General features: G+C 61.2%; 17 protein-coding genes. 10 read left to right on the top strand and 7 right to left on the bottom strand.

Annotated elements, in window-relative coordinates; genetic code table 11:
* Positions 1-28: 28 nt before the first annotated feature.
* Positions 29-568, bottom strand: coding sequence for a TRAP transporter small permease subunit (locus IFT66_RS11370; protein ID WP_062461080.1), 540 nt, complete (start codon positions 566-568; stop codon positions 29-31).
* 302 nt (positions 569-870) lie between these two features.
* On the opposite strand from IFT66_RS11370, the gene IFT66_RS11365 reads away from it, so the two are divergent.
* From IFT66_RS11365 to IFT66_RS11350, 4 genes are all read left to right on the top strand, one after another.
* Positions 871-3,195 (top strand): putative bifunctional diguanylate cyclase/phosphodiesterase, encoded by a 2,325-nt coding sequence (locus IFT66_RS11365; RefSeq protein WP_062461077.1) that lies wholly within the window; start codon positions 871-873, stop codon positions 3,193-3,195.
* A gap of 165 nt (positions 3,196-3,360) precedes the next feature.
* Positions 3,361-4,119, top strand: a complete 759-nt coding sequence (locus IFT66_RS11360) for an N-acyl amino acid synthase FeeM domain-containing protein (RefSeq protein ID WP_180215465.1) — start codon at positions 3,361-3,363, stop codon at positions 4,117-4,119.
* A 171-nt stretch (positions 4,120-4,290) separates the two neighbouring features.
* Entirely contained in the window at positions 4,291-4,515 is a 225-nt protein-coding gene (locus IFT66_RS11355; protein WP_062582159.1) for an aa3-type cytochrome c oxidase subunit IV, read from the top strand.
* Between the two features lie 222 nt (positions 4,516-4,737).
* The gene (locus IFT66_RS11350) at positions 4,738-5,760 is read left to right on the top strand and encodes an LLM class flavin-dependent oxidoreductase (protein WP_113109729.1); all 1,023 of its coding nucleotides are present in this window, start codon (positions 4,738-4,740) and stop codon (positions 5,758-5,760) included.
* Positions 5,761-5,766: 6 nt separating this feature from the next.
* On the opposite strand, the gene IFT66_RS11345 is transcribed toward IFT66_RS11350, so the two are convergent.
* The 3 genes from IFT66_RS11345 to rpsU all read right to left on the bottom strand — a co-directional run bounded on the left by IFT66_RS11345 (position 5,767) and on the right by rpsU (position 8,147).
* Positions 5,767-6,861 carry an NAD(P)/FAD-dependent oxidoreductase gene (locus IFT66_RS11345; RefSeq protein WP_192077648.1) on the bottom strand — a complete coding sequence of 365 codons (1,095 nt, stop codon included), beginning with the start codon at positions 6,859-6,861 and terminating at the stop codon, positions 5,767-5,769.
* A gap of 14 nt (positions 6,862-6,875) precedes the next feature.
* On the bottom strand, positions 6,876-7,658 hold the full coding sequence (locus IFT66_RS11340; protein ID WP_446737823.1) for a tetratricopeptide repeat protein: 783 nt from the start codon (positions 7,656-7,658) through the stop codon (positions 6,876-6,878).
* A gap of 240 nt (positions 7,659-7,898) precedes the next feature.
* Positions 7,899-8,147 (bottom strand): 30S ribosomal protein S21, encoded by a 249-nt coding sequence (gene rpsU / locus IFT66_RS11335; RefSeq protein WP_062461068.1) that lies wholly within the window; start codon positions 8,145-8,147, stop codon positions 7,899-7,901.
* Between the two features lie 310 nt (positions 8,148-8,457).
* On the opposite strand from rpsU, the gene IFT66_RS11330 reads away from it, so the two are divergent.
* The 6 genes from IFT66_RS11330 to IFT66_RS11305 all read left to right on the top strand — a co-directional run bounded on the left by IFT66_RS11330 (position 8,458) and on the right by IFT66_RS11305 (position 15,276).
* Complete coding sequence (locus tag IFT66_RS11330; protein WP_192077646.1) at positions 8,458-9,432, top strand: zinc-binding dehydrogenase; 975 nt, start codon at positions 8,458-8,460, stop codon at positions 9,430-9,432.
* Between the two features lie 299 nt (positions 9,433-9,731).
* Positions 9,732-10,985 carry a sarcosine oxidase subunit beta family protein gene (locus IFT66_RS11325; protein WP_092659764.1) on the top strand — a complete coding sequence of 418 codons (1,254 nt, stop codon included), beginning with the start codon at positions 9,732-9,734 and terminating at the stop codon, positions 10,983-10,985.
* A gap of 19 nt (positions 10,986-11,004) precedes the next feature.
* Positions 11,005-11,361 (top strand): sarcosine oxidase subunit delta, encoded by a 357-nt coding sequence (locus IFT66_RS11320; protein ID WP_062461058.1) that lies wholly within the window; start codon positions 11,005-11,007, stop codon positions 11,359-11,361.
* Complete coding sequence (locus tag IFT66_RS11315; RefSeq protein WP_192077645.1) at positions 11,358-14,333, top strand: sarcosine oxidase subunit alpha; 2,976 nt, start codon at positions 11,358-11,360, stop codon at positions 14,331-14,333. The genes IFT66_RS11320 and IFT66_RS11315 overlap by 4 nt, the downstream gene beginning before the upstream one ends.
* Positions 14,326-14,880, top strand: a complete 555-nt coding sequence (locus IFT66_RS11310) for a sarcosine oxidase subunit gamma (protein ID WP_192077644.1) — start codon at positions 14,326-14,328, stop codon at positions 14,878-14,880. Before IFT66_RS11315 ends, IFT66_RS11310 begins: the two co-directional genes overlap by 8 nt.
* A gap of 75 nt (positions 14,881-14,955) precedes the next feature.
* A complete protein-coding gene (locus IFT66_RS11305; protein ID WP_062461049.1) occupies positions 14,956-15,276 on the top strand; it encodes a hypothetical protein in 321 nt (106 codons plus the stop codon).
* Positions 15,277-15,303: 27 nt separating this feature from the next.
* On the opposite strand, the gene IFT66_RS11300 is transcribed toward IFT66_RS11305, so the two are convergent.
* From IFT66_RS11300 to IFT66_RS11290, 3 genes are all read right to left on the bottom strand, one after another.
* Positions 15,304-15,789: a MaoC family dehydratase gene (locus tag IFT66_RS11300; protein ID WP_062461045.1), complete on the bottom strand. Its 486-nt coding sequence runs from the start codon at positions 15,787-15,789 to the stop codon at positions 15,304-15,306.
* A gap of 76 nt (positions 15,790-15,865) precedes the next feature.
* Complete coding sequence (gene glgX / locus IFT66_RS11295; protein WP_192077643.1) at positions 15,866-17,809, bottom strand: glycogen debranching protein GlgX; 1,944 nt, start codon at positions 17,807-17,809, stop codon at positions 15,866-15,868.
* A gap of 204 nt (positions 17,810-18,013) precedes the next feature.
* Entirely contained in the window at positions 18,014-19,642 is a 1,629-nt protein-coding gene (locus tag IFT66_RS11290; RefSeq protein WP_192077642.1) for an alpha-D-glucose phosphate-specific phosphoglucomutase, read from the bottom strand.

Raw genomic sequence — 19,642 nt, 5'->3', positions numbered from 1 at the left:
CTTGGTTTCCCCCCGGAATGGCGCGGTCTTATTGCAGTGGCTTTTCGTAGGTCGTGTCGACCTGGAGGGTGCCTGTGAGGCCGGCGATGCGCTTGATCAGCTCGGACAGGCCCTGAAAGGCAAGGAGCACGAACCCCGAGACGATGATGAATTTGACGGGCCAGCGGATCAGGCCGCCGGCATTCGAAGACACTTCGCCTTGCATGAAAGACAGGGAGAAGAACGGCCAGGACAGCCATGCGAGAAAGAGGCATGCCGGGATCAGAAAGATCACCAGGCCGATCGCATCGATCCACAACCGCTTGCGATCCGAGACGGCGCCGTAGATCAGATCGACGCGGACGTGTTCGTTGAGACGAAGCGTATGGGATGCGCCCAAGAGAACGATAAACGCGAACAGATACCACTGGATTTCCAGCCAGCCATTCGAGCTGTAGTTGAACGCATAGCGGATGCAGGCATTACCGGCACTGATCAGGCAGCAGGCCAGGACGAGATAACCCGCAAATTTTCCGACGATTTCGCTGACACGGTCAATTAACGCGCTGAATTTCAACAGGCCCGCCATACTCGCTCGCTCCCCAGCAGGTCTTTACCTCTGCCCGAATGAGGCGATGTAAACGAACGCTTATTAAAAGAAAAGACCCCCATAGGTCGCATAAATGCCGTTTCCAGGCATTCCGCGAAATATTATTGCGAAGGTGGTCGCGAGAGCGCATAATTGAGTTTGGAGAGTTTTAGCAATCCCTGTTACCGTTCATTGATCGCTTTTCGACGAACCCCCACAATCCAAGGGGTCGCACTCCGACAACAATCAATTTTTAAAACGTTTTCTCCATTGTCGGTCTGATGGCAAGGGAATGTGCCCCTATGAAGAATGCGGAAGCGCAAACGCTGCCGACAGAAGTGTATCTGTCGTTCGTCGAATCGCTGTTTAGAAATCGTGGAACGCTGTGGACTGGAATGGTGGTCCATATCCTGTCGTGCGCAGTGATTTTTGCGACGACGGGCTCTACCTTCTATATCATGCTGATTGCGGTGTTCTTGGCCGTCTTCACGTTCCGGGTCATCTCGTTCCGTCGCTTCGACAGTCTCGACCGTGCGGTTCTTTCCCGCGACGAGATCGAAAGCTGGGAAACACGCTACGTCTACGGCGCCGCGGCGACTGCTTTTCTTCTCGGTATCAGCAGCGCCTACGCGGTTCTTGTTCTGCGGGACATGATGGCCGCCTTCATGTGCATCGCGGTCACCATGGCGTCGATGGTGTCGATCGTCGGCCGCAACTACGGGTCTGCTCGCGCGGTTGCGCTGCAGACGACCGGCTGCTGCCTGCCGCTGATCATTGCCTGCGTGCTGACCGGCGAAATCAATCTTGCGCTGATGGCGCTCTTTCTCGTGCCGTTCGGGTTGACCACCCAGTCGATGGCGACGGGGGTGCGGGAATTTCTCTACAAGAACGTCATCGTTTCGCGCGAGATGAAGACGGTTGCCGACCAGCTCGACAGTGCGCTCAGCACCATGACGCATGCGCTGATCATGCTGGACGCCGATGGCCGGGTGCAGGTCGTCAACCGGCGCGCGCACGAATTGCTGGGACTGGGCGATGCCGAAGACCTGATGGGCGCGAGTTTCATCGCCGCCCTTCGCGACCGCGAAAATGCGTTTCCGGACGAGATCCTGACGCAGATCGGCGGCTTGCTGGAAGGGCAGGCGGGCAAGACGCTGCTGCGTCTCAATGACGACACCTATCTGGAATTCTCGCTCAGCCGCCGTTCCGAGGGCGGTCTCGTGATGATCTTCGAGGATGTCAGCGCAAGGGTCGCTGCCGAAGAGAAAATCCTTCACCTTGTTCGTTTCGACACGCTGACCGGCCTGCCGACACGGGGACATTTCACCGAACAGGTCAAACGTCGGCTGGCAAATGCAGGTCCGGAGATGTGGGCCGGGCTTGCTATTCTTGATGTCGACGGGTTCAAGCATGTCAACGACATGCGCGGCCACGTGGTGGGCGACAAGCTCCTTGCAGCAATTGCCGAACGGGCAGCGGCGTTTGCGAGCGACGAGGTTCTGATCGGCCGGCTGGTCGGTGACGAGTTCGTTCTGCTGGTGACCGGCAAAGACGGTTCTTGCGCGATCGAGGCGCGTATCCGCGAGATTCATCGGACATTCGAGGGGGATTACCGGGTCGACGGGCTTAGTCTTTCGGTATCGCTCAACAGCGGTTGCGTCATTCTGCCCGCTGAAGATTTCGACATGGAATCCTGGCAGATCAAGGCGGACCTTGCCCTCAACGAGGCAAAGTCGACCGGCAACGGCACGGTTAGAACCTTCAGGCCGGAAATGGATGGTCGGTATGTGGCCGAGCAGCGTCTGCGGACCGATCTGCGCCATGCCATCGAAAACGGCCATCTGTCCGTCGTCTACCAGCCGATGTACCGGCCGGACGGGTCCGAGATGGAATGCTGCGAGGCACTGGTGAGATGGTCGCATCCCGAGCGCGGCTGGATCGGCCCCAACATCTTCATCCCGCTTGCCGAAAGCATGGGCCTGATTTCGGACGTCACCCGGTTCGTGCTGGACAAGGCATGCGCCGACTGCGCCGAATGGTCGGGCGGCATGGCGGTCTCCGTCAATCTCTCGGTCAAGGATCTTCGTGGCGGTGCGATCACGGCAATGGTGGCCGAGACTTTGGCGCGCTACAGTCTGCCTGCCGCACGGCTGCATCTGGAAGTAACCGAAAGCTGCTTCATGGAGGAGCCTGTCGCCGTGAGTGCGACGCTCAGCCGGTTGCGCGCCAACGGCGTGACGATCGCAATCGACGATTTCGGCACCGGGTTCTCGAGCCTCAGCTATCTGGATTCCCTGCCGATCGATATCGTCAAGATCGACCGCGCCTTCGTGCGCGACATCGGTACCGATCCGCGCCGCATGAAGCTTTTGAGCGGCATCGTGCATCTTTCACGCGAGCTCGATCTCCGCATCGTTCTCGAAGGCGTCGAAACTCAGGAACAGCTGGATCTCGTGCGCAAGCACAATTTTGCGGACCTGGTTCAGGGCTACATCTTCTCGCCGCCGGTGCCGGTCGATGCGCTGGAGAGTCTGCGCGTTAACGGCGTTGCTCTCAGCAAGGCGGGTAGTCGTGCCGTATCGGGCCGCAAGAACGACGCGCCGCGGTCACTGAGCGCGGCTGGCTAGACGCGCTTCCCCATATCTTCACGGGCTATTTTTTGCACCCGCGGCATAAGGTTACCGTTGGCGGTTAACTATTTCTGTTTAAAGTTTGTTAAACATAATTTCGGCGATTGCGATCAAGGCTCAGTTCACGGTTAATCCTGGGTTAACGTCCCATGGATAATTCACATGCCGATAAAGCAATCTGTTCCTGAAGCACCATTTTCCGAAAAGCTCCTCGCATCCCTCGACCACATCGAATACCGCCGCATTCAGAGCGCCGAAGATTTCGAAGATATCGCCAGATTAAGATACAAAGCCTACAAGGCGCAGGATGTTCTCCCCGTCGGTGCGGTGGACATGCTCGATGAGATCGATTTCGACCGCAACGCCTATGTCTTCGGCATTCATCATTACGAAGAACTCATCGCGACGATCCGCGTCCATTACGTGACGCCTGACCATCGTGTGTGCCAGTCGACAGGCGTGTTTCCCGATGCGGTCCACGCTTTCCTCGATGCCGGGATGACGCTGATCGACCCGGCCCGGTTTGCGGTCGATCCGGCTGTCGTCGCCGAATTGCCGACGATCCCTTATATCACGCTGCGGCCCAGCATCATGGCTGCGATCCATTTCGATGCCGACCGGGTGTTGCAGCATATCCGCCCGCCGCATGCCTCGTTCTACAAGCGCATCTTCCTGGCGGATATCGTCGTGCCGCCAACGATGGCCGGCATCTACGGCTTCGAGCTCACGCTTCTTGCGTCACGCGTCAAGGAGGTAAGGCCGCAGTTGATGCGGCGGTTCCCGTTGTTCCGGTCGGAGGCCTATGAACGGCGGATGATGTTCGGCAACGAAGCGCAGTTCGACAGTCCGCCACTCACCGTTCTGCCGACCGCGAGGATCGCGGGAAGGCCGACCTCTCAGGAAATGGCGTTCGCCGAGTAGGTGTTAAAGCACCAGCCGCGGCGTGGCGCGATTGCGCTTTGAAGCGGTGTGTGTAATCTGGATCGAGAGGCGCTTTTCGGTGATCTGCCAAGGATTCGAAGAGCGAGGAGGAGGCTACCGCGCCACCCCGCCGTGATCGGCTCGTGGGCGCGGCGTTGAAGGAGATCGATGATGGACAATCACCAGAGCGGACCTATGGAGACCGGTGCTCCCATGGATTATCGCGAGCACGAGAAAACCTACGAGGGTTTTCTGGCCGCTGCAAAATGGGGCACGATGTCTACCGTCGTTCTGATGATCGCCATGGCGGCCGGCTTCTTCGGCGGCGCCGGACTTCTCGGCGGCCTCATCGTTTTCATCATCCTGAATATCGCTGGCGTCTTCCTGCTGCGCTAAGCCGGATCTGTTTCTGTCGGAGCGCGGGTGTGACGTTGCACCCGCGCGACCCTGCCGACAGGTACTCCAGACGCTATTTCATTCCATCTTCACAACACTCGTTCGCAATCTGCGAACAATCCGTCTGCGCCCAATTCGCGGCAGGGCCCTAACGGATGCTGCTCCGGCATGCCATGTAGGGGGCAACACCTCTTCTCATGCGCATATTGCCGGAGCCCTATTATGAAGAAAATCGGTTTCCTATCATTCGGCCACTGGACGCCGTCGCCACAATCGCAGACGCGCTCTGCGGGCGACGTGCTGTTGCAGTCGATCGATCTTGCCGTCGCTGCCGAAGAACTCGGTGCCGACGGCGCCTATTTCCGCGTTCACCATTTCGCCCGCCAGCTGGCTTCGCCGTTTCCGCTTCTGGCCGCCGTCGGTGCGCGCACGTCGAAGATCGAGATCGGCACCGGCGTCATCGACATGCGCTATGAAAACCCGCTCTACATGGCGGAAGACGCGGGATCGGCGGATCTGATTTCGCAAGGTCGCCTGCAGCTTGGCATCAGCCGCGGTTCGCCGGAACAGGTGATCGAGGGCTGGCGCTATTTTGGCTACGAGCCGGGCGAGGGGATGACGGATGCCGATATGGGCCGCCGCCACGCCGAAGTCTTTCTCGACGTGCTGAAGGGCGAGGGTTTTGCCAAACCCAACCCGCGCCCGATGTTTCCTAACCCGCCGGGCATGCTGCGTCTGGAGCCGCATTCGGAAGGGCTGCGAGACCGCATCTGGTGGGGCGCAAGCTCCGATGCAACGGCAGTCTGGGCGGCCGGGAAGGGCATGCACCTGCAGAGCTCGACCCTGAAGAACGACGAGACGGGCGAGCCTTTCCACATCCAGCAGGCAAAGCAGATCCGCGCCTATCGCGACGCCTGGAAGGCGGCCGGCCATCAGCGCGAACCGCGGGTATCGGTCAGCCGCTCGATCTTTGCGCTGACGGACGATCGCGACCGGGCCTATTTCGGCCGCGGCGGCAAGGAGCAGGACTCGGTCGGATATATCGACGACAGCACGCGGGCGATCTTTGGTCGTTCCTATGCGGCAGAACCGGAAGCCCTGATCGAGGAGCTGCGCCAGGATGAGGGCATTGCCGAGGCCGATACGCTGCTTCTGACCGTGCCGAACCAGCTCGGCGTCGACTATAATGCCCATGTCATCGAGTCGATCCTGAAGCATGTGGCGCCAGCGCTCGGCTGGCGCTGAGGGCTGTCAGCTAAAGCGCGACAGACGGTAGGGGGCGAGAAGCGGTTCTTGCGCCCCTTCCAGGATTTCGGTGGCGGCGAACAGGCCGATCGCCGGAGCGAGCGTGATGCCCGAATGGGTGACGGCAATGTAGAGGCCGGTGAGGGTTTGACCGGTCTGATCTTCGGCACGTCCGATGATCGGAAAGCCGTCCTTTGGCGTGGGGCGATAACCGACGGTGTAGAAGTCCATGACCAGGCTGTCGCCGCCTTTGACGAACCGCTTCAGTTTGCCGAACAGCTCTTCCGCCGCGCCATCCGGATCGGTACCCGGATCCATGCCGCCGAAATCGGTCCCGGCGACGAGCCGACCCTCGGCGGTTTGCCGGACATGCAGTTCCGGCGCAATGACAAGGCCGTTGAGGATCGGTGCGACCGGCGTCGAGTGGACGAGGAGACCCGGTGGTGTGTCGACCGGAACGTCTATTCCGACAGAAGCGGCAAGGGTCGTGGTGCCGGCGCCGGCGGCGAGCACGATTTCACGGGCTGTGAATTCGCCGCTGTCGGTGACCACAGTTGCAACATGGCCTTCGCCATCGCGCCTGAGGGCAGTGACCCGGATGCCTTCGGTGAGAAGCATGCCGCGTCTTTGGGCGTCTGCGATGAGGATCTCGGCGCTCGCCTGCGGCTCGGCTACACCCTCCATCGCGGCGTAAAGCGCGGTGTTAGGCACGTCGTTCAAGGCCGGTTCGATGGCGGCAATCCTGACGGCATCGACCTCAGCGATATCGTAGCCCCAGCCGGAATGCTGGCTGGCGTAGGTCGTCAAGTCAGCCTGCGACATGTCCCAGCATAGGCCGCCCGCGAAAGATAGGGGCAGGGTGGGGACGTCCTTCGCAAGGCGTTTCCATTCGGCGATGGAGCGCATGCGCAGGTCGAAATAGGCGCGCGGATTGCCCCAGCTGGCGTTGATCCAGGCGAAGGAATTCGGCGTCGCTATGCCGCCCGGTTTTTCAGAGAGAAGATGGACTTTGGCGCCTGACACTGTGAGGTGCCAGGCAATCGAGGCGCCGACAATCCCGCCGCCGATGACGATGATATCATGGCGACCGGACTGCTGCATCGTCATGGCTCCGCTTAGCTATTGCCGCCGCGCGTACGTGCCGCGCCGTCCTGGGCCGGCTTGTAGTTCGGGTCCAGGCGGACGGCATGCGAGAACGAACGGTTGGCGCGGGCACGGTCGCCGCGATGCTCATACACCAGTGCCTGGTTGGCCCAGGATTCGGCAAGCTTGTCGTTCAGCTCGATGGCACGGTTGAAGTCGGCAAACGCATTCTCGTCGTCGTTCATGGCGAGATAGGAAATACCGCGACCGTTATAAGGCTCGGCCGAGCTGGAGGAGAGCGAGATCGCCTTGGAGAAGTCGTCGATCGCCTGCGCGTGCTGATTGCGGGCCTGATAGATCAGGCCGCGGTTGTGGTAAGCGCGACCATCGGTCGTATCGAGATCGATGGCCTTGTTGAAGTCGCTGAATGCCTCGTTGAGGCGGCCAGCCTGGCGGTAGATATTGCCGCGGCCGATCAGGGCGACGTCGTAATTGGCATTGATCTGGAGCGCGCGATTGTAGTCGTTCGCGGCTTCGACAGGCTTGCCCATGTTGCGATAGACGAGCGCCCGGTTCGCATAGGCCTGGTAGAACTGCGGATTGATCTGGAGCGCGCGATTGAAATCGTCCAGCGCCCGCTTGAATTCGCCGGCGCGGCCGTAGGCCGACCCGCGAATGTTGTAGCCTTCCGGATCAGACGGGTTGGAGCTGATGACGGAGGACAGGGACGAGATGTTCTGTTCCGACCCCTGGGCGCGATCGACGCTGATCATGTCCGTCGACGTGGTCGTCGAGCAGCCAGCAAGCGCGAGCATTGCTACGATACCGATCGGAGCGAGGGCCTTGCGAATTGGGGCGACGGTCAAGGAATGGCCGGAGTTTCGGGTTCCATCGGAAAAAACGGCAGTCTTGGCGGCCATCAGGCGCATGTCCTCGTATCGGGCTGTCAGGATCGGCAGAACGTGTCGGAATGTCGACTGTTCCGAATCAAAAAAGCGGCGGCGCCCATGTCGCCACCGCTCATAATCACATGAAAACGTCGAAAAAACGACCGATCAACGAGCAGCCGGACGGGCGGTTGCCGGGCGCGGCGTTGCCGGAAGAAGACCTTCGCGCTGCATGCGCTTGCGGGCCAGCTTGCGGACGCGGCGAACGGCTTCAGCCTTTTCGCGGGCGCGCTTTTCCGAAGGCTTTTCGTAGTAATCACGCATCTTCATTTCACGGAAAATGCCTTCGCGCTGCATCTTCTTCTTGAGAGCGCGGAGAGCCTGATCAACGTTGTTGTCGCGGACAAGTACCTGCACGTGAAATCCCGTTCCTTTGGTTTGTTATCGCCAGGGAATCTGCAGGATTCGAGGCGAGAGAATGTCGGAGCCCGGCGGATAGCCGAAGCGATTGGTGAAGGCACTTAACAGAGGAGATGTCAAAAGTCTACCCGCGGCTGCGGGCTTCTCAAGAATTTTACAGCCGCTGCTCCGCGCGGGGTTATATCAGCCTAGCGATGTCCTATATCCGCCACCAAGCCATAGTCGATTTGCGCCCATGCGGGAACCTGTTCCCAACCGGCCCAAGCCTTGTCCTGCCGAGCCACGCGGGACCGAACGGAGAAATCTCATGCGTAGTGCCATTCATTCCAGTTTCGGCGATCCGTCTTCCGTCCTGTCGATCGAGGATCGCCCAATTCCGCAGCCCGGCCCCGGCCAGATCCGGATCCGCATGTCGATGGCGGCGATCCACAATCACGATCTTCTGACGGTTTCCGGCGATTACGGCTACAAGCCCGACCTGCCCGCCGTCGCCGGCACCGAAGGAACCGGTATCGTCGATGCGCTGGGCGAGGGCGTCTCGCACCTGAAGGTCGGGCAGCGTGTGGCGGCCTCAGGGCAGGGCACCTGGGCGGAGTATTATATCGCGTCGGCCATGGCGGCCGTGCCGCTGCCCGATTCGATTTCCGATGAGGCTGGCGCGCAGCTGATCTCGATGCCGCTCAGCGCCCTGACACTGCTCGATTTTGCGGGTGTCGAAAAAGGTGACTGGATCATCCAGAACGCGGCCAATGGTGCGGTCGGCAAGACGCTCGCGATGTTTGCCAAGCCGCGTCAGATCAATGTCATCAACCTCGTCCGACGTGACGAGGCGGTGCGCGAACTGGCGGATCTCGGCATCCAGAATGTCGTCTCGACGTCGCAGACCGGATGGCGCGATACGGTCAATGCGCTCTCGGGCGGAGCCGCGATCAAGGCGGGGGTCGATGGCGTCGGCGGCCCGGCCTCCGGAGACCTGCTGTCGGTGCTTGGCGAAAACGGCCTGCTGATCTCGTTCGGACTGATGTCGGGAACGCCGATGCAGCTTTCAGCCAGCGACATGATTTTCAAGCAGGCTGTGGTCAAGGGTTTCTGGCTCGCCAAGATCGCGCCCAAGCTTCCTGCGGAAAAGATGAAGAGCCATATCAGCGAGATCGTCGAGGCCGTCGCCAACGGCACCGTGACCCTCACCGTCTCCGAGGTCTTTGGTCTCGATGACATCGCCAAGGCGGCCAAGGCAGCCGGCGAGCACGGCCGCACCGGCAAGGTGCTGCTCCGGGCCTGATTTTGCCTCTCGATGACAAACCGGGGAAACTTTCCCCGGTTTCTGTCTGTCCAAATTTCACAGAAAGCCTGTGGCCGCGTTAACGGCCGGTCGCTCTAACGTCACGACCCCATCTTCCCTCCGCCGTCGTCACATGAACAACGGCCGGGCCTTTCGTCCGAGGTTCCCGGGCCTGTTTTCCGCGCGTGTCGAAACAATCCTCTGAGGCGTCGCAAAACGGCCATTGCGGCGCATATTGATTTGCGATGGGTATGGTTCTACCCAAGAGCCTTACCGGCGGATCAAGGAGAAGCGGCCTCATGCGCAAATATTCGGTTTTCGCCATAGCCCGCGAGGCACTGCGCGCCCACAAGGGATGGGAGGCGCAGTGGACCTCTCCCGAGCCGCGCAGCTCTTACGACGTCATCATCGTCGGTGCCGGCGGTCATGGTCTCGGTGCCGCCTATTATCTCGCCAAGGAACACGGCATCACCAATATCGCGGTGATCGAGAAGGGCTGGCTCGGCGGCGGCAATACCGGCCGCAACACGACCATCATCCGCTCCAACTATCTCTATGAAGAGAGCATGGATATCTACGAGCATTCCCTCAAGCTGTGGGAAGGCCTGAGCCAGGAGCTCAACTACAACGTCATGTATTCGCCGCGCGGCGTGATGATGCTGTCGCACAACATTCATGACCAGCAGTCGTTCAAGCGCCATATCAATGCCAACAGGCTCTACGGTATCGACAACGAATGGCTGACGCCGGAACAGGCCAAGGCCTTCGTTCCGGTTCTCGATATTTCGAAGACGGCACGCTACGCCATCAATGGTGCTGCCCTGCAGCGCCGCGGCGGCACAGCCCGCCACGATGCCGTTGCCTGGGGCTATGCGCGTGCGGCGGCCGATCGCGGCGTCCATATCATTCAGAACTGCGAAGTCACCGGCATCCGCCGCGGACCGGGTGGCGAAGTTCAGGGCGTCGAGACTTCCAAGGGTTTCATCGGTGCCAACAAGGTCGGCGTATCCGCTGCCGGCCATTCGTCGGTGGTGATGGAAATGGCGGGGGTTCGCGTGCCCCTGCATTCCAACCCGCTGCAGGCGCTGGTGTCGGAACCGCTGAAACCCATCTTCCCTTGCGTCGTCATGTCGAACACGGTGCATGCCTATATCTCGCAGTCCGACAAGGGCGAGCTGGTGATCGGCGCCGGTACCGACCAGTATAATTCATACTCGCAGACCGGCGGCCTGCAGATCATCACCCATACGCTTGATGCGATCTGCGAACTGTTTCCGATCTTCCGCCGCGTCAAGATGATGCGGCAGTGGGGAGGGATCACCGACAACACGCCTGACAGGTCGCCGATCCAGGGTGTCACCCCGGTTCCGGGACTGTTCGTCAACTGCGGCTGGGGTACCGGCGGCTTTAAGGCGACGCCCGGCTCGGCCAACCTGTTTGCGCATCTGATCGCCAAGGGCGAACCGCATAAACTGGCGTCGGGTCTCAATCTCGACCGGTTCCGCACGGGCCGGCTGATCGACGAGGCGGCAGCCGCTGCCGTCGCGCACTGATAGTGAGGGGATAGACCAGATGCTTTTGATCCACTGCCCCTATTGTGAAGAAGATCGCTCGGAACTGGAATTCCGCTGGGCCGGCGAGGCGCATATTGCCCGGCCGGAGAATATCGCGGCGATTTCCGACGAGGAATTCGCCGAGTTCTTTTTCCTGCGCAACAACGAAAAGGGTCTCACCTATGAACGGTGGCGGCATATTCACGGCTGCGGCCGCTTCTTCAACGCGGCCCGCGATACGGTGAGCGACAGGTTCCTGATGACCTACAAGGCAGGCTTGCCGAAACAGCCGATCCCGGTCGCAAGCAAGGCGGCAGCGATTGCCGAGGAAAAGACCGTCGAAACCTGGGAAGCTACGGAAGGAGACGCAAGATGAGTTCTTCCTCCAACTCGGGCGAATTCCGCATCAAGGGCGCCGGCCGTCATACGCCGGCCCGCACCGCGCGCTTCACCTTCGACGGCAAAAGTTACACGGCGCTGGAGGGCGATACGGTCGCGTCAGCGCTTCTGGCGCATGGCGTGCATCTGCTCGGCCGCTCGTTCAAATACCACCGCCCGCGCGGCATCCTGACATCAGGTCCGGAAGAGCCGAATGCGCTGCTCGACGTGTCGCGCGATGCCGCTCGCCGTCAGCCGAACGTGCGCGCCACGGTGCAGGAAGTGTTCGATGGCGCAAAGATCGCCTCGCAGAACCGCTGGCCGTCGCTGAAATACGATATCGGCGCGTTCAACGACATGCTGTCGCCGTTCTTTGCCGCGGGTTTCTACTACAAGACCTTCATGTGGCCGCGGGAAGCCTGGCACAAACTCTACGAGCCGATCATCCGTCGCGCCGCGGGTCTGGGTGAAGCGCCGAAGGAAGCCGATCCCGATCATTACGCCAGCCGCTACGTGCATTGCGACGTGCTGATCGCCGGCGCCGGTGTCGCCGGCCTGACGGCGGCACTTTCGGCGGCTGCGACCGGAAGTAAGGTGATTCTCGTCGACGAACAGCCGGAAGTCGGCGGTGCGCTGCATTTCGACAGTTCCACGGTGATCGACGGCCAAAACGGTTTCGACTGGGCACAGGCCATGGCTGCAAAGCTGAAGGCGATGGACAATGTCACGGTGCTGACCCGCACCACCGTGTTCGGCTATTACAACCACGGTTTCCTCGGCCTTGTGGAGCGAGTGACCGACCATGTGGCGCTGCCGGGCAGGGACCTGCCGCGCGAGCGTCTCTGGCAGGTGCGTGCGAAAAAGGTCGTGCTGGCGACCGGCTCGATCGAACGGCATATGGTGTTTGCCAACAACGACCGGCCGGGCATCATGCTGGCGTCTGCCGCGCGCAGTTTCCTCAACCATCACGGCGTTGCCGTCGGCCGCAATGTCGGCGTCTATACCGCGCATGACAGCGCCTATGAGGCGGCGTTCGACATGAAGCGGGCGGGTGTGTCGATCGCTGCGATCGTCGACAGCCGCAGCCATCCGGGCGATGGTGTGCTTGCCGAGGCTCGTGCGCTCGGGATCGACGTGCTGACAGGCCATGCCGTGACCGACACGTCCGGCCGGCTGCGGATCAACTCCATCACCGTCACCCGCAATGGCGGCGCCAATGCGCGCAAGATCAAGGTTGACGCGCTGCTCATCTCGGCAGGCTGGACTCCGTCAGTGCATCTGTTCTCGCAGTCTCGCGGAAAACTGCGCTTCGACGAGGCAAACCAGCGGTTCCTGCCGGATATCTACGCCCAGAACTGCATCTCGGTCGGGGCCTGCAACGGAACCGACGATCTCGCCGATCTGATCGACGAGGCGATTGCCGCAGGCGGCGGTGCAGCTGTTGTCTCGGGCGAAAACCGGTTCGAATGGACCGGCGGCATGATCGGTGCGGCCGAAGGGGCCGGACCTGATGATGCGGTCAAGGCCTTCGTCGATTTCCAGCATGACGTGACCGCCAAGGATATCCGTCTTGCCGTGCGCGAGGGCATGCATTCGATCGAGCATATCAAGCGCTTCACCACCAATGGCATGGCGTCCGATCAGGGCAAGCTTTCCAACATGCATGGCCTCGCCATCGCGTCGGAAATACTCGACCGGCCGATCCCGCAGGTGGGTCTCACCACGTTCCGCGCGCCCTACACGCCTGTCACCTACGGCACGCTGATCGCCCATTCGCGCGGCGACCTGTTCGATCCGGCCCGCAAGACGCCGATGCATGCGCTCGAAGCGGCTGAGGGCGCCGAGTTCGAGGATGTGGGCAACTGGAAACGCGCCTGGTATTTCCCCAAGCGCGGCGAAGACATGCACGCAGCCGTCAATCGCGAGTGCAGAACCGTGCGTGAGGTCGGCGGCGTGTTTGATGCCTCGACGCTCGGCAAGATCGAGGTGGTCGGCCCGGATGCGGCGAAATTCCTCAACCTGCTCTACACCAATGCCTGGGATACGCTGAAACCCGGCAAGAGCCGCTACGGCATCATGACGCGGGAAGACGGGTTCATCTATGACGACGGTGTCGTCGGGCGCCTGGCAGAAGACCGTTTCCATGTCACGACCACGACCGGCGGCGCGCCGCGGGTGCTGCAGCATATGGAAGACTATCTGCAGACCGAATTCCCGCATCTCAACGTCTGGCTGACATCGACAACCGAACAATGGGCTGTGATTGCGGTTCAGGGTCCGAAGGCGCGCGAGATCATCGCTCCCTTCATCGAAGGGCTCGACATTTCCAACGAAGCCTTCCCGCATATGAGCGTTGCCGAGTGCACGATCATGGGCGTGCCGGGGCGGCTGTTCCGCATGTCGTTTACCGGCGAACTCGGGTTCGAGGTCAATGTCCCCGCCGATTTCGGGGCGGCCGTGTGGAAAGCGATCTGGGAACGGGCGCAGACGATGGGGGCCTGCCTCTACGGCACGGAAACCATGCACGTTCTTCGCGCTGAAAAGGGCTATATCATCGTCGGCCAGGATACGGACGGCACGGTCACGCCCGACGATTCGGGCTATGGCTGGGCGGTCTCGAAGAAGAAGACCGATTTCGTCGGCATCAGAGGGCTGAAGCGTCCGGACCTCGTGCGCGAGGGACGCAAGCAGCTGGTCGGCCTGTTCACCAAGGATCCGAAGGATGTGCTGGAAGAGGGCGCGCAGATCGTTGCCGATCCGAACCAGGCCAAGCCGATGACCATGCTCGGTCATGTCACCTCGTCCTACTGGTCGGAAACTCTCGGCCGATCGATCGCGATCGCGCTGGTTGCCGGCGGACGGGCGAAGATGGGAAGCACGCTCTACGTGCCGATGGCCGACAGGACGATTTCGGTGGAAGTGACCGACATGGTGTTCTTCGACAAGGAAGGAGGCCGCATCAATGGCTGATTTTGCAATGGCTCAGCGCGTACTCCCGATGACCGGTTTCCACGGCGGATCTTCCGTCGTCCGGCTCGAACCGGCAGCTCCGGCCGGCCGCATTTCGCTGCGGGCGAAGGCGGAGGATGTCTCAGCACTTTCCGGCTCGTTGGGTGTCGATCTGCCGGTGAGGCCGAAGACGTCCGCATCCGCCAATGGCCGCACCGCTCTGTGGCTCGGACCGGACGAGTGGCTGGTGATCGACGAAAGCGAGAGCGGCCTGATGACCGCTGTCGCAAATTCCGGCGTGCTGCATTCGGCGACCGACGTGTCGCACCGCAACACCGCGATCCTGATTTCGGGTCCGGGTGCGGAGGCCGCGATCAACACGGGTTGCCCGCAGGATCTGTCGCTTTCAGTCTTTCCAGTCGGCGCCTGCTCGCGCACGCTGTTTGGCAAGGTGGAAGTGGTGCTTCTGCGCACGGGCGAGGAGGCGTTCCGGATGGAAGTCTGGCGGTCGTTTTCCGACTACGCCTTCGGCCTTCTCTCGGAAGGCGCGAAAGACGCTGCGCTCTAGCTCTTCGACCATCGCCTGACTTGAATTGGGTTCGACAATACCGCACCCTCCCATTGCAGAATGGGAGGGTTTTTTATGGTGGACGCTGGTTGGCCGGATATTCAGTGGGTCTTGCTCGGGATCGCTGCCGCCATCGCCGGGGGCGCGGTAGCGGCGAAGTTGTCCGGTGTCGAACTGTGGAAGGGCATTCTGGTCGGCGGAGTAGCGGTCATTGCGGCGCTACTGGCTTCGCTCGTGCCGGGGATCGACCGCAGTCTGTCGATGCCGATCGCCGGGTTGATCGCGGCCGGGGTTTCCGGTTCTGCGCTGGGGCTGACGGCATCCCGGACGGCGCCCCTTCTCATCGGTGCCGCCTTGCCGCCGCTCATCGGGTTGCTGATGCTGGAATTGGGATGACGCGAGAGGAGATGAACGGGAGGTAACTCAGGCGTCTTCCGGCCGATCCTTCGGGTCGAACTGGACGATGGTGATCCATGTGGCGGTCAGTGCTGGCTTTTTCTCGTTCTCGATCTCGATCGAAACCTCGTATGTGGTCATCAGCATGCCGGCGCCGCGGAAGCGGCTGTCGGCCAGCGTGAAGTGGCCGCGGACCCGCGCGCCGCTCTTGACGGGCGACATGAAGCGGACCTTGTCGAACCCGTAGTTGATCCCCATCGTCTGTTCGCGGATTTTCGGCATGGTTTCGTAGTTCATGGCTGACAGCAGCGACAGCGACAGAAAGCCGTGGGCGATGGTGCCGCCAAATGGGCTTTCGGCCTTGGCGCGCTCTGGATCCACGTGGATAAACTGGTGATCGAGCGTCGCATCGGCGAACTGGTCGATCATTGTCTGGTTGACGGTAATCCAGTCGGAAACACCCAGTTCCTGACCGACCAGTCCTGCAACATCGGCGAGGGAAATTTCACGCATGCGCTGCTCTTTCCGTTGGTTGTGATGCGGACTCTTACAGGCTTTGAAGGACTTGGCGACAGGTTTTTGCAGTGCATCAATTTTCGATGCAAAAGCTGACCGACCGGGGGGCAAGTGCCGTATCCCACGGCTGGTTATCAGGATAACAACGCCAGTTCGGGCCGGGAAGGGCGAAGGTTTGCGGGGTGTGGCCGCGGTTGACGATGATGGCGAGCCGCGTGGCCTTTCCGGTCGTTGCATCGTCGGTTTTCAGCATGAAACCGAGGACCGGATTGGCGGGGTTTTCCCAGTCGGAGACCTGCATCGGCTGGCCGCTTGGCGAGATCCATTCGATATCGCCATCGCCCGTGAGCAGGCTGGTTTCGGAGAATACGGAGAACCGTTTGCGGAGGGCTGAAAGCATTGCCGTGTGCTCGACCAGCGCCTTGTCGAGCGTGGCCCAGTCCATCCAGGTGATCTCGTTATCCTGCGCGTAGGCGTTGTTGTTGCCGCGCTGGGAGCGACCGGCCTCGTCGCCCATCGTCAGCATGATCGTGCCTCGGCTGGCAAACAGCGTCGAAAGCAGGGCTTCGGCGTCCCTTCGACGGTCGGCGAGGATATCGCGGTCGCGGGTCACGCCTTCGGTGCCGTTGTTCCAGGACATGTTGTCGCCGTGACCGTCGCGGTTGTCTTCGCCGTTCGCCTCATTGTGTTTGTGCTCGTTGGACACGAGATCCATCAGCGTGAAGCCGTCATGGGCGGCGAGGAAATTGACCGTGCGCGTGTGTCCAGAGAATAGGTCAGACGAGCCGGCAAGCCGGGTGGCGAGCGCGCCTGTCGTCCACTCGTCGCCGCGCCAGTAACGGCGGATGTCGTCGCGGGCGCGGTCGTTCCACTCAAGGAATTTTACCGGAAAATTGCCGAGCTGATAGCCGCCGGGGCCGATATCCCAGGGTTCGGCGATCATGACGCGGTCTTTCAGGACCTCGTCTTCGAGCATCGTGGTCAGCGTTTCGCTATCGGCATCGAAACCGTTCGAGGTGCGACCGAGGATCGGTGCAAGATCGAAGCGGAAGCCGTCGACGCCTGCATGAATGACGAAATGGCGCAACGTATCGACGATCAGGCGCCGGACTTCGGGATGGTCGCAGGCGAGCGTGTTGCCGGTGCCGGTGTCGTTGATGAGAAGGCCCGGCTCGTCTTTCGCGTGGCGATAGTAGGCGAGGTTGTCGATCCCGCGCATCGACAGCGTGGCACCGTAGCGATCGCTTTCGCCCGAATGGTTGAACACGAGATCGAGGATGACGCCGATGCCGGCCTCGTGCAGGGTGGCGACGGTGTCGCGCAGTTCCTCAACCCCGCCCGGGCAAAGGCGCGGGTCGAGCGCCATGAAGGCGATGGGATTGTAGCCCCAGCCATTGGTGAGACCCAGCGACGGGAGGTGCCGTTCGTCGATCCAGGCGGTGATTGGCATCAGCTCGATCGCGTCGACGCCGATCCTTTTGAGATGGGCGATGACCGCTGGATGCGCGAGCGCCGCGACTGTGCCGCGGATATCTTCCGGCACGTCGGGATGAAGAATGGTGAAGGGTTTTACGGCGACTTCGTAGATCAGTCTGCCGGGATTAAACCGCGGAGCTTCGATCTTGGCTGCGACGTGCTCCGTGACGATCGCCTTGGGCACCAGGCCGGCCGTGTCGAAGTTGAACTTCGAGAGGTTCGGATCGTAGACGAAGGGGCGGTCGAGTTCTTTGGCGTAGGGGTCGACAAGCAGTTTCGACGGGTCGAACCAGAGGCCTTTATCCGGATCATAGATGCCATGGGCACGAAAACCGTAGCGCTGGCCGGGTCTGATCGAGGGAAGGTCGATGCGGTAAAGGTTGTCGTCGCCGCGCGTCATCGGGTGGCGGGCGGTTTCCGTCTCGCCATCGGCATCGAACAGGCAGAGTTCGATCTTTTCCGCATGCTGCGACCAGACCGAGAATTCCGCCATCTTATCCAGGAGAACAGCGCCGCGTCTTTGAGCGTGTGCGTGAGACATATCGGGTTCCTTATCGCTCATCCATTTCGCCAGCGACCGTGCGTTCGCGGCTGACAATCAGCCTGCCTTCTCTCGGCTTGGTGGGAAGAAGAGACGTGTCCTGTGGAAGTAGGGTCCCGTGTCGCTGCGGCAAATCCTTCTCCCCGATTGCGGGGAGAAGGTTGCTGTCGCCGGATGAGGGGCAATGTCACCCGGCAGCCTCGATCAGGTGATCACCGTCGGGGCATCCCGGCCGGAGCGCTTCTTGAGATCCGAAATCTCGTCTGCCACCGCGATCAGGTCGGCGAGCGCCGTCTGGGTCTCGATGTCGTGGCGGCTGGCATCGGGTTCGTAGCGCTCGACATAGACGCGGATCGTCGCACCCGACGTGCCGGTGCCCGACAGGCGGAACACGACGCGTGAGCCACCTTCGAACAGGATGCGGATGCCCTGGTTCTTCGAGACGGAGCCGTCGATCGGGTCGAGATAGGCGAAATCGTCAGCAAATTCGACCTTGAGTGCGCCGAAGGTCTGGCCGGGGAGCGTCGGGAGCTTTTCGCGCAGGGCCGCCACGAGAGCGTTCGCTGCATCCGAATCCACTTCCTCGTAGTCGTGGCGGGAATAGTAGTTGCGGCCGTATTCGGCCCAATGCGACTTGACGATTTCAGCGACGCTCTCGTTTCTGGCTGCCATGATATTCAGCCAGAACAGAACCGCCCAGAGGCCGTCCTTTTCGCGCACGTGGTCGGAACCGGTGCCGAAGCTTTCCTCGCCGCAGACGGTGGCCTTGCCGGCATCGAGCAGATTGCCGAAGAACTTCCAGCCGGTCGGCGTTTCGTACATGCCGATCTTCAGCTTTTCGGCCACGCGGTCGGCTGCCGCACTTGTCGGCATCGAACGGGCAATGCCTGCAATACCCTTGGCGTAGCCCGGTGCGAGCGTCGCGTTTGCTGCGATGATCGCCAGGCTGTCCGACGGTGTCACGAACATGCCCTTGCCGACGACCATGTTGCGGTCGCCGTCGCCATCGGAGGCGGCACCGAAATGCGGGCCGCTCTTACTCATCACGTCGTCATAGAGTTCCTTGGCATGGACAAGGTTCGGGTCCGGATGATGACCGCCGAAGTCGGGAAGCGGGATCGCGTTGCGTACCGAGCCCTCGGGCGCGCCAAGCCGGTTCTCGAAGATTTCCACGGCATAGGGGCCTGTGACGGCGCCCATCGAATCGATCGCAATGCGGACGCCGCTCGCAAGCAGGGCACGGATTGCCACGAAATCGAACAGCTGCTCCATCAGTTCGGCATAGTCAGCGACCGGATCGATGACCTGGACTTCCATTCCGGAGATCTTGAACGTTCCGACGTCATCGAGGTCGATATCGGCCGCATCAGCGATCTTGTAGGTGTCGATGACCTTGGTACGGGCATAGATCGCATCGGTGATCTTTTCAGGCGCCGGGCCGCCGTTGCCGGTGTTGTACTTGATGCCGAAATCTTCGTTCGGGCCGCCGGGATTGTGGCTGGCCGACAGGATCAGGCCGCCGAAGGCGTGGTATTTGCGAATGATGTTGGAGGCGGCCGGCGTCGACAGGATACCGCCCTGGCCGACCATGACCTTGCCGAAGCCGGAAGCCGCGGCCATCTTGATCGCCTTCTGGATGACTTCGCGGTTGTAGTAGCGGCCGTCGCCGCCGATCACCAGCGTCTTGCCGGCAAAACCCTCGAGGCTGTCGAAGATCGCCTGGATGAAGTTCTCGGCGTAATTTTCCTGAGCGAAGACGGGCACCTTCTTGCGCAGGCCGGAGGTTCCAGGCTTCTGATCCTGATAGGGCGTGGTCGATACGGTTTTGATCAT

It is taken from the genome of Rhizobium sp. CFBP 13726 (assembly GCF_014841925.1).
Classification (GTDB): Bacteria; Pseudomonadota; Alphaproteobacteria; order Rhizobiales; family Rhizobiaceae; genus Neorhizobium; species Neorhizobium soli.
Note: the sequence above shows the minus strand (reverse complement) of the source record. Positions and strands in the feature narration are given on the sequence as shown.

Coding starts and splice junctions, on each gene's coding strand:
- IFT66_RS11355 (WP_062582159.1), top strand. CDS start 4,291: ATGGACAATCACCAGAGCGGACCTATGGAGACCGGTGCTCCCATGGAT.
- IFT66_RS11315 (WP_192077645.1), top strand. CDS start 11,358: ATGAGTTCTTCCTCCAACTCGGGCGAATTCCGCATCAAGGGCGCCGGC.
- IFT66_RS11305 (WP_062461049.1), top strand. CDS start 14,956: ATGGTGGACGCTGGTTGGCCGGATATTCAGTGGGTCTTGCTCGGGATC.
- glgX (WP_192077643.1), bottom strand. CDS start 17,809: ATGTCTCACGCACACGCTCAAAGACGCGGCGCTGTTCTCCTGGATAAG.
- IFT66_RS11300 (WP_062461045.1), bottom strand. CDS start 15,789: ATGCGTGAAATTTCCCTCGCCGATGTTGCAGGACTGGTCGGTCAGGAA.
- IFT66_RS11310 (WP_192077644.1), top strand. CDS start 14,326: ATGGCTGATTTTGCAATGGCTCAGCGCGTACTCCCGATGACCGGTTTC.
- IFT66_RS11330 (WP_192077646.1), top strand. CDS start 8,458: ATGCGTAGTGCCATTCATTCCAGTTTCGGCGATCCGTCTTCCGTCCTG.
- IFT66_RS11365 (WP_062461077.1), top strand. CDS start 871: ATGAAGAATGCGGAAGCGCAAACGCTGCCGACAGAAGTGTATCTGTCG.
- IFT66_RS11345 (WP_192077648.1), bottom strand. CDS start 6,861: ATGCAGCAGTCCGGTCGCCATGATATCATCGTCATCGGCGGCGGGATT.
- IFT66_RS11340 (WP_446737823.1), bottom strand. CDS start 7,658: ATGCTCGCGCTTGCTGGCTGCTCGACGACCACGTCGACGGACATGATC.
- IFT66_RS11350 (WP_113109729.1), top strand. CDS start 4,738: ATGAAGAAAATCGGTTTCCTATCATTCGGCCACTGGACGCCGTCGCCA.
- IFT66_RS11320 (WP_062461058.1), top strand. CDS start 11,005: ATGCTTTTGATCCACTGCCCCTATTGTGAAGAAGATCGCTCGGAACTG.
- IFT66_RS11360 (WP_180215465.1), top strand. CDS start 3,361: ATGCCGATAAAGCAATCTGTTCCTGAAGCACCATTTTCCGAAAAGCTC.
- IFT66_RS11325 (WP_092659764.1), top strand. CDS start 9,732: ATGCGCAAATATTCGGTTTTCGCCATAGCCCGCGAGGCACTGCGCGCC.
- IFT66_RS11370 (WP_062461080.1), bottom strand. CDS start 568: ATGGCGGGCCTGTTGAAATTCAGCGCGTTAATTGACCGTGTCAGCGAA.
- IFT66_RS11290 (WP_192077642.1), bottom strand. CDS start 19,642: ATGATCAAAACCGTATCGACCACGCCCTATCAGGATCAGAAGCCTGGA.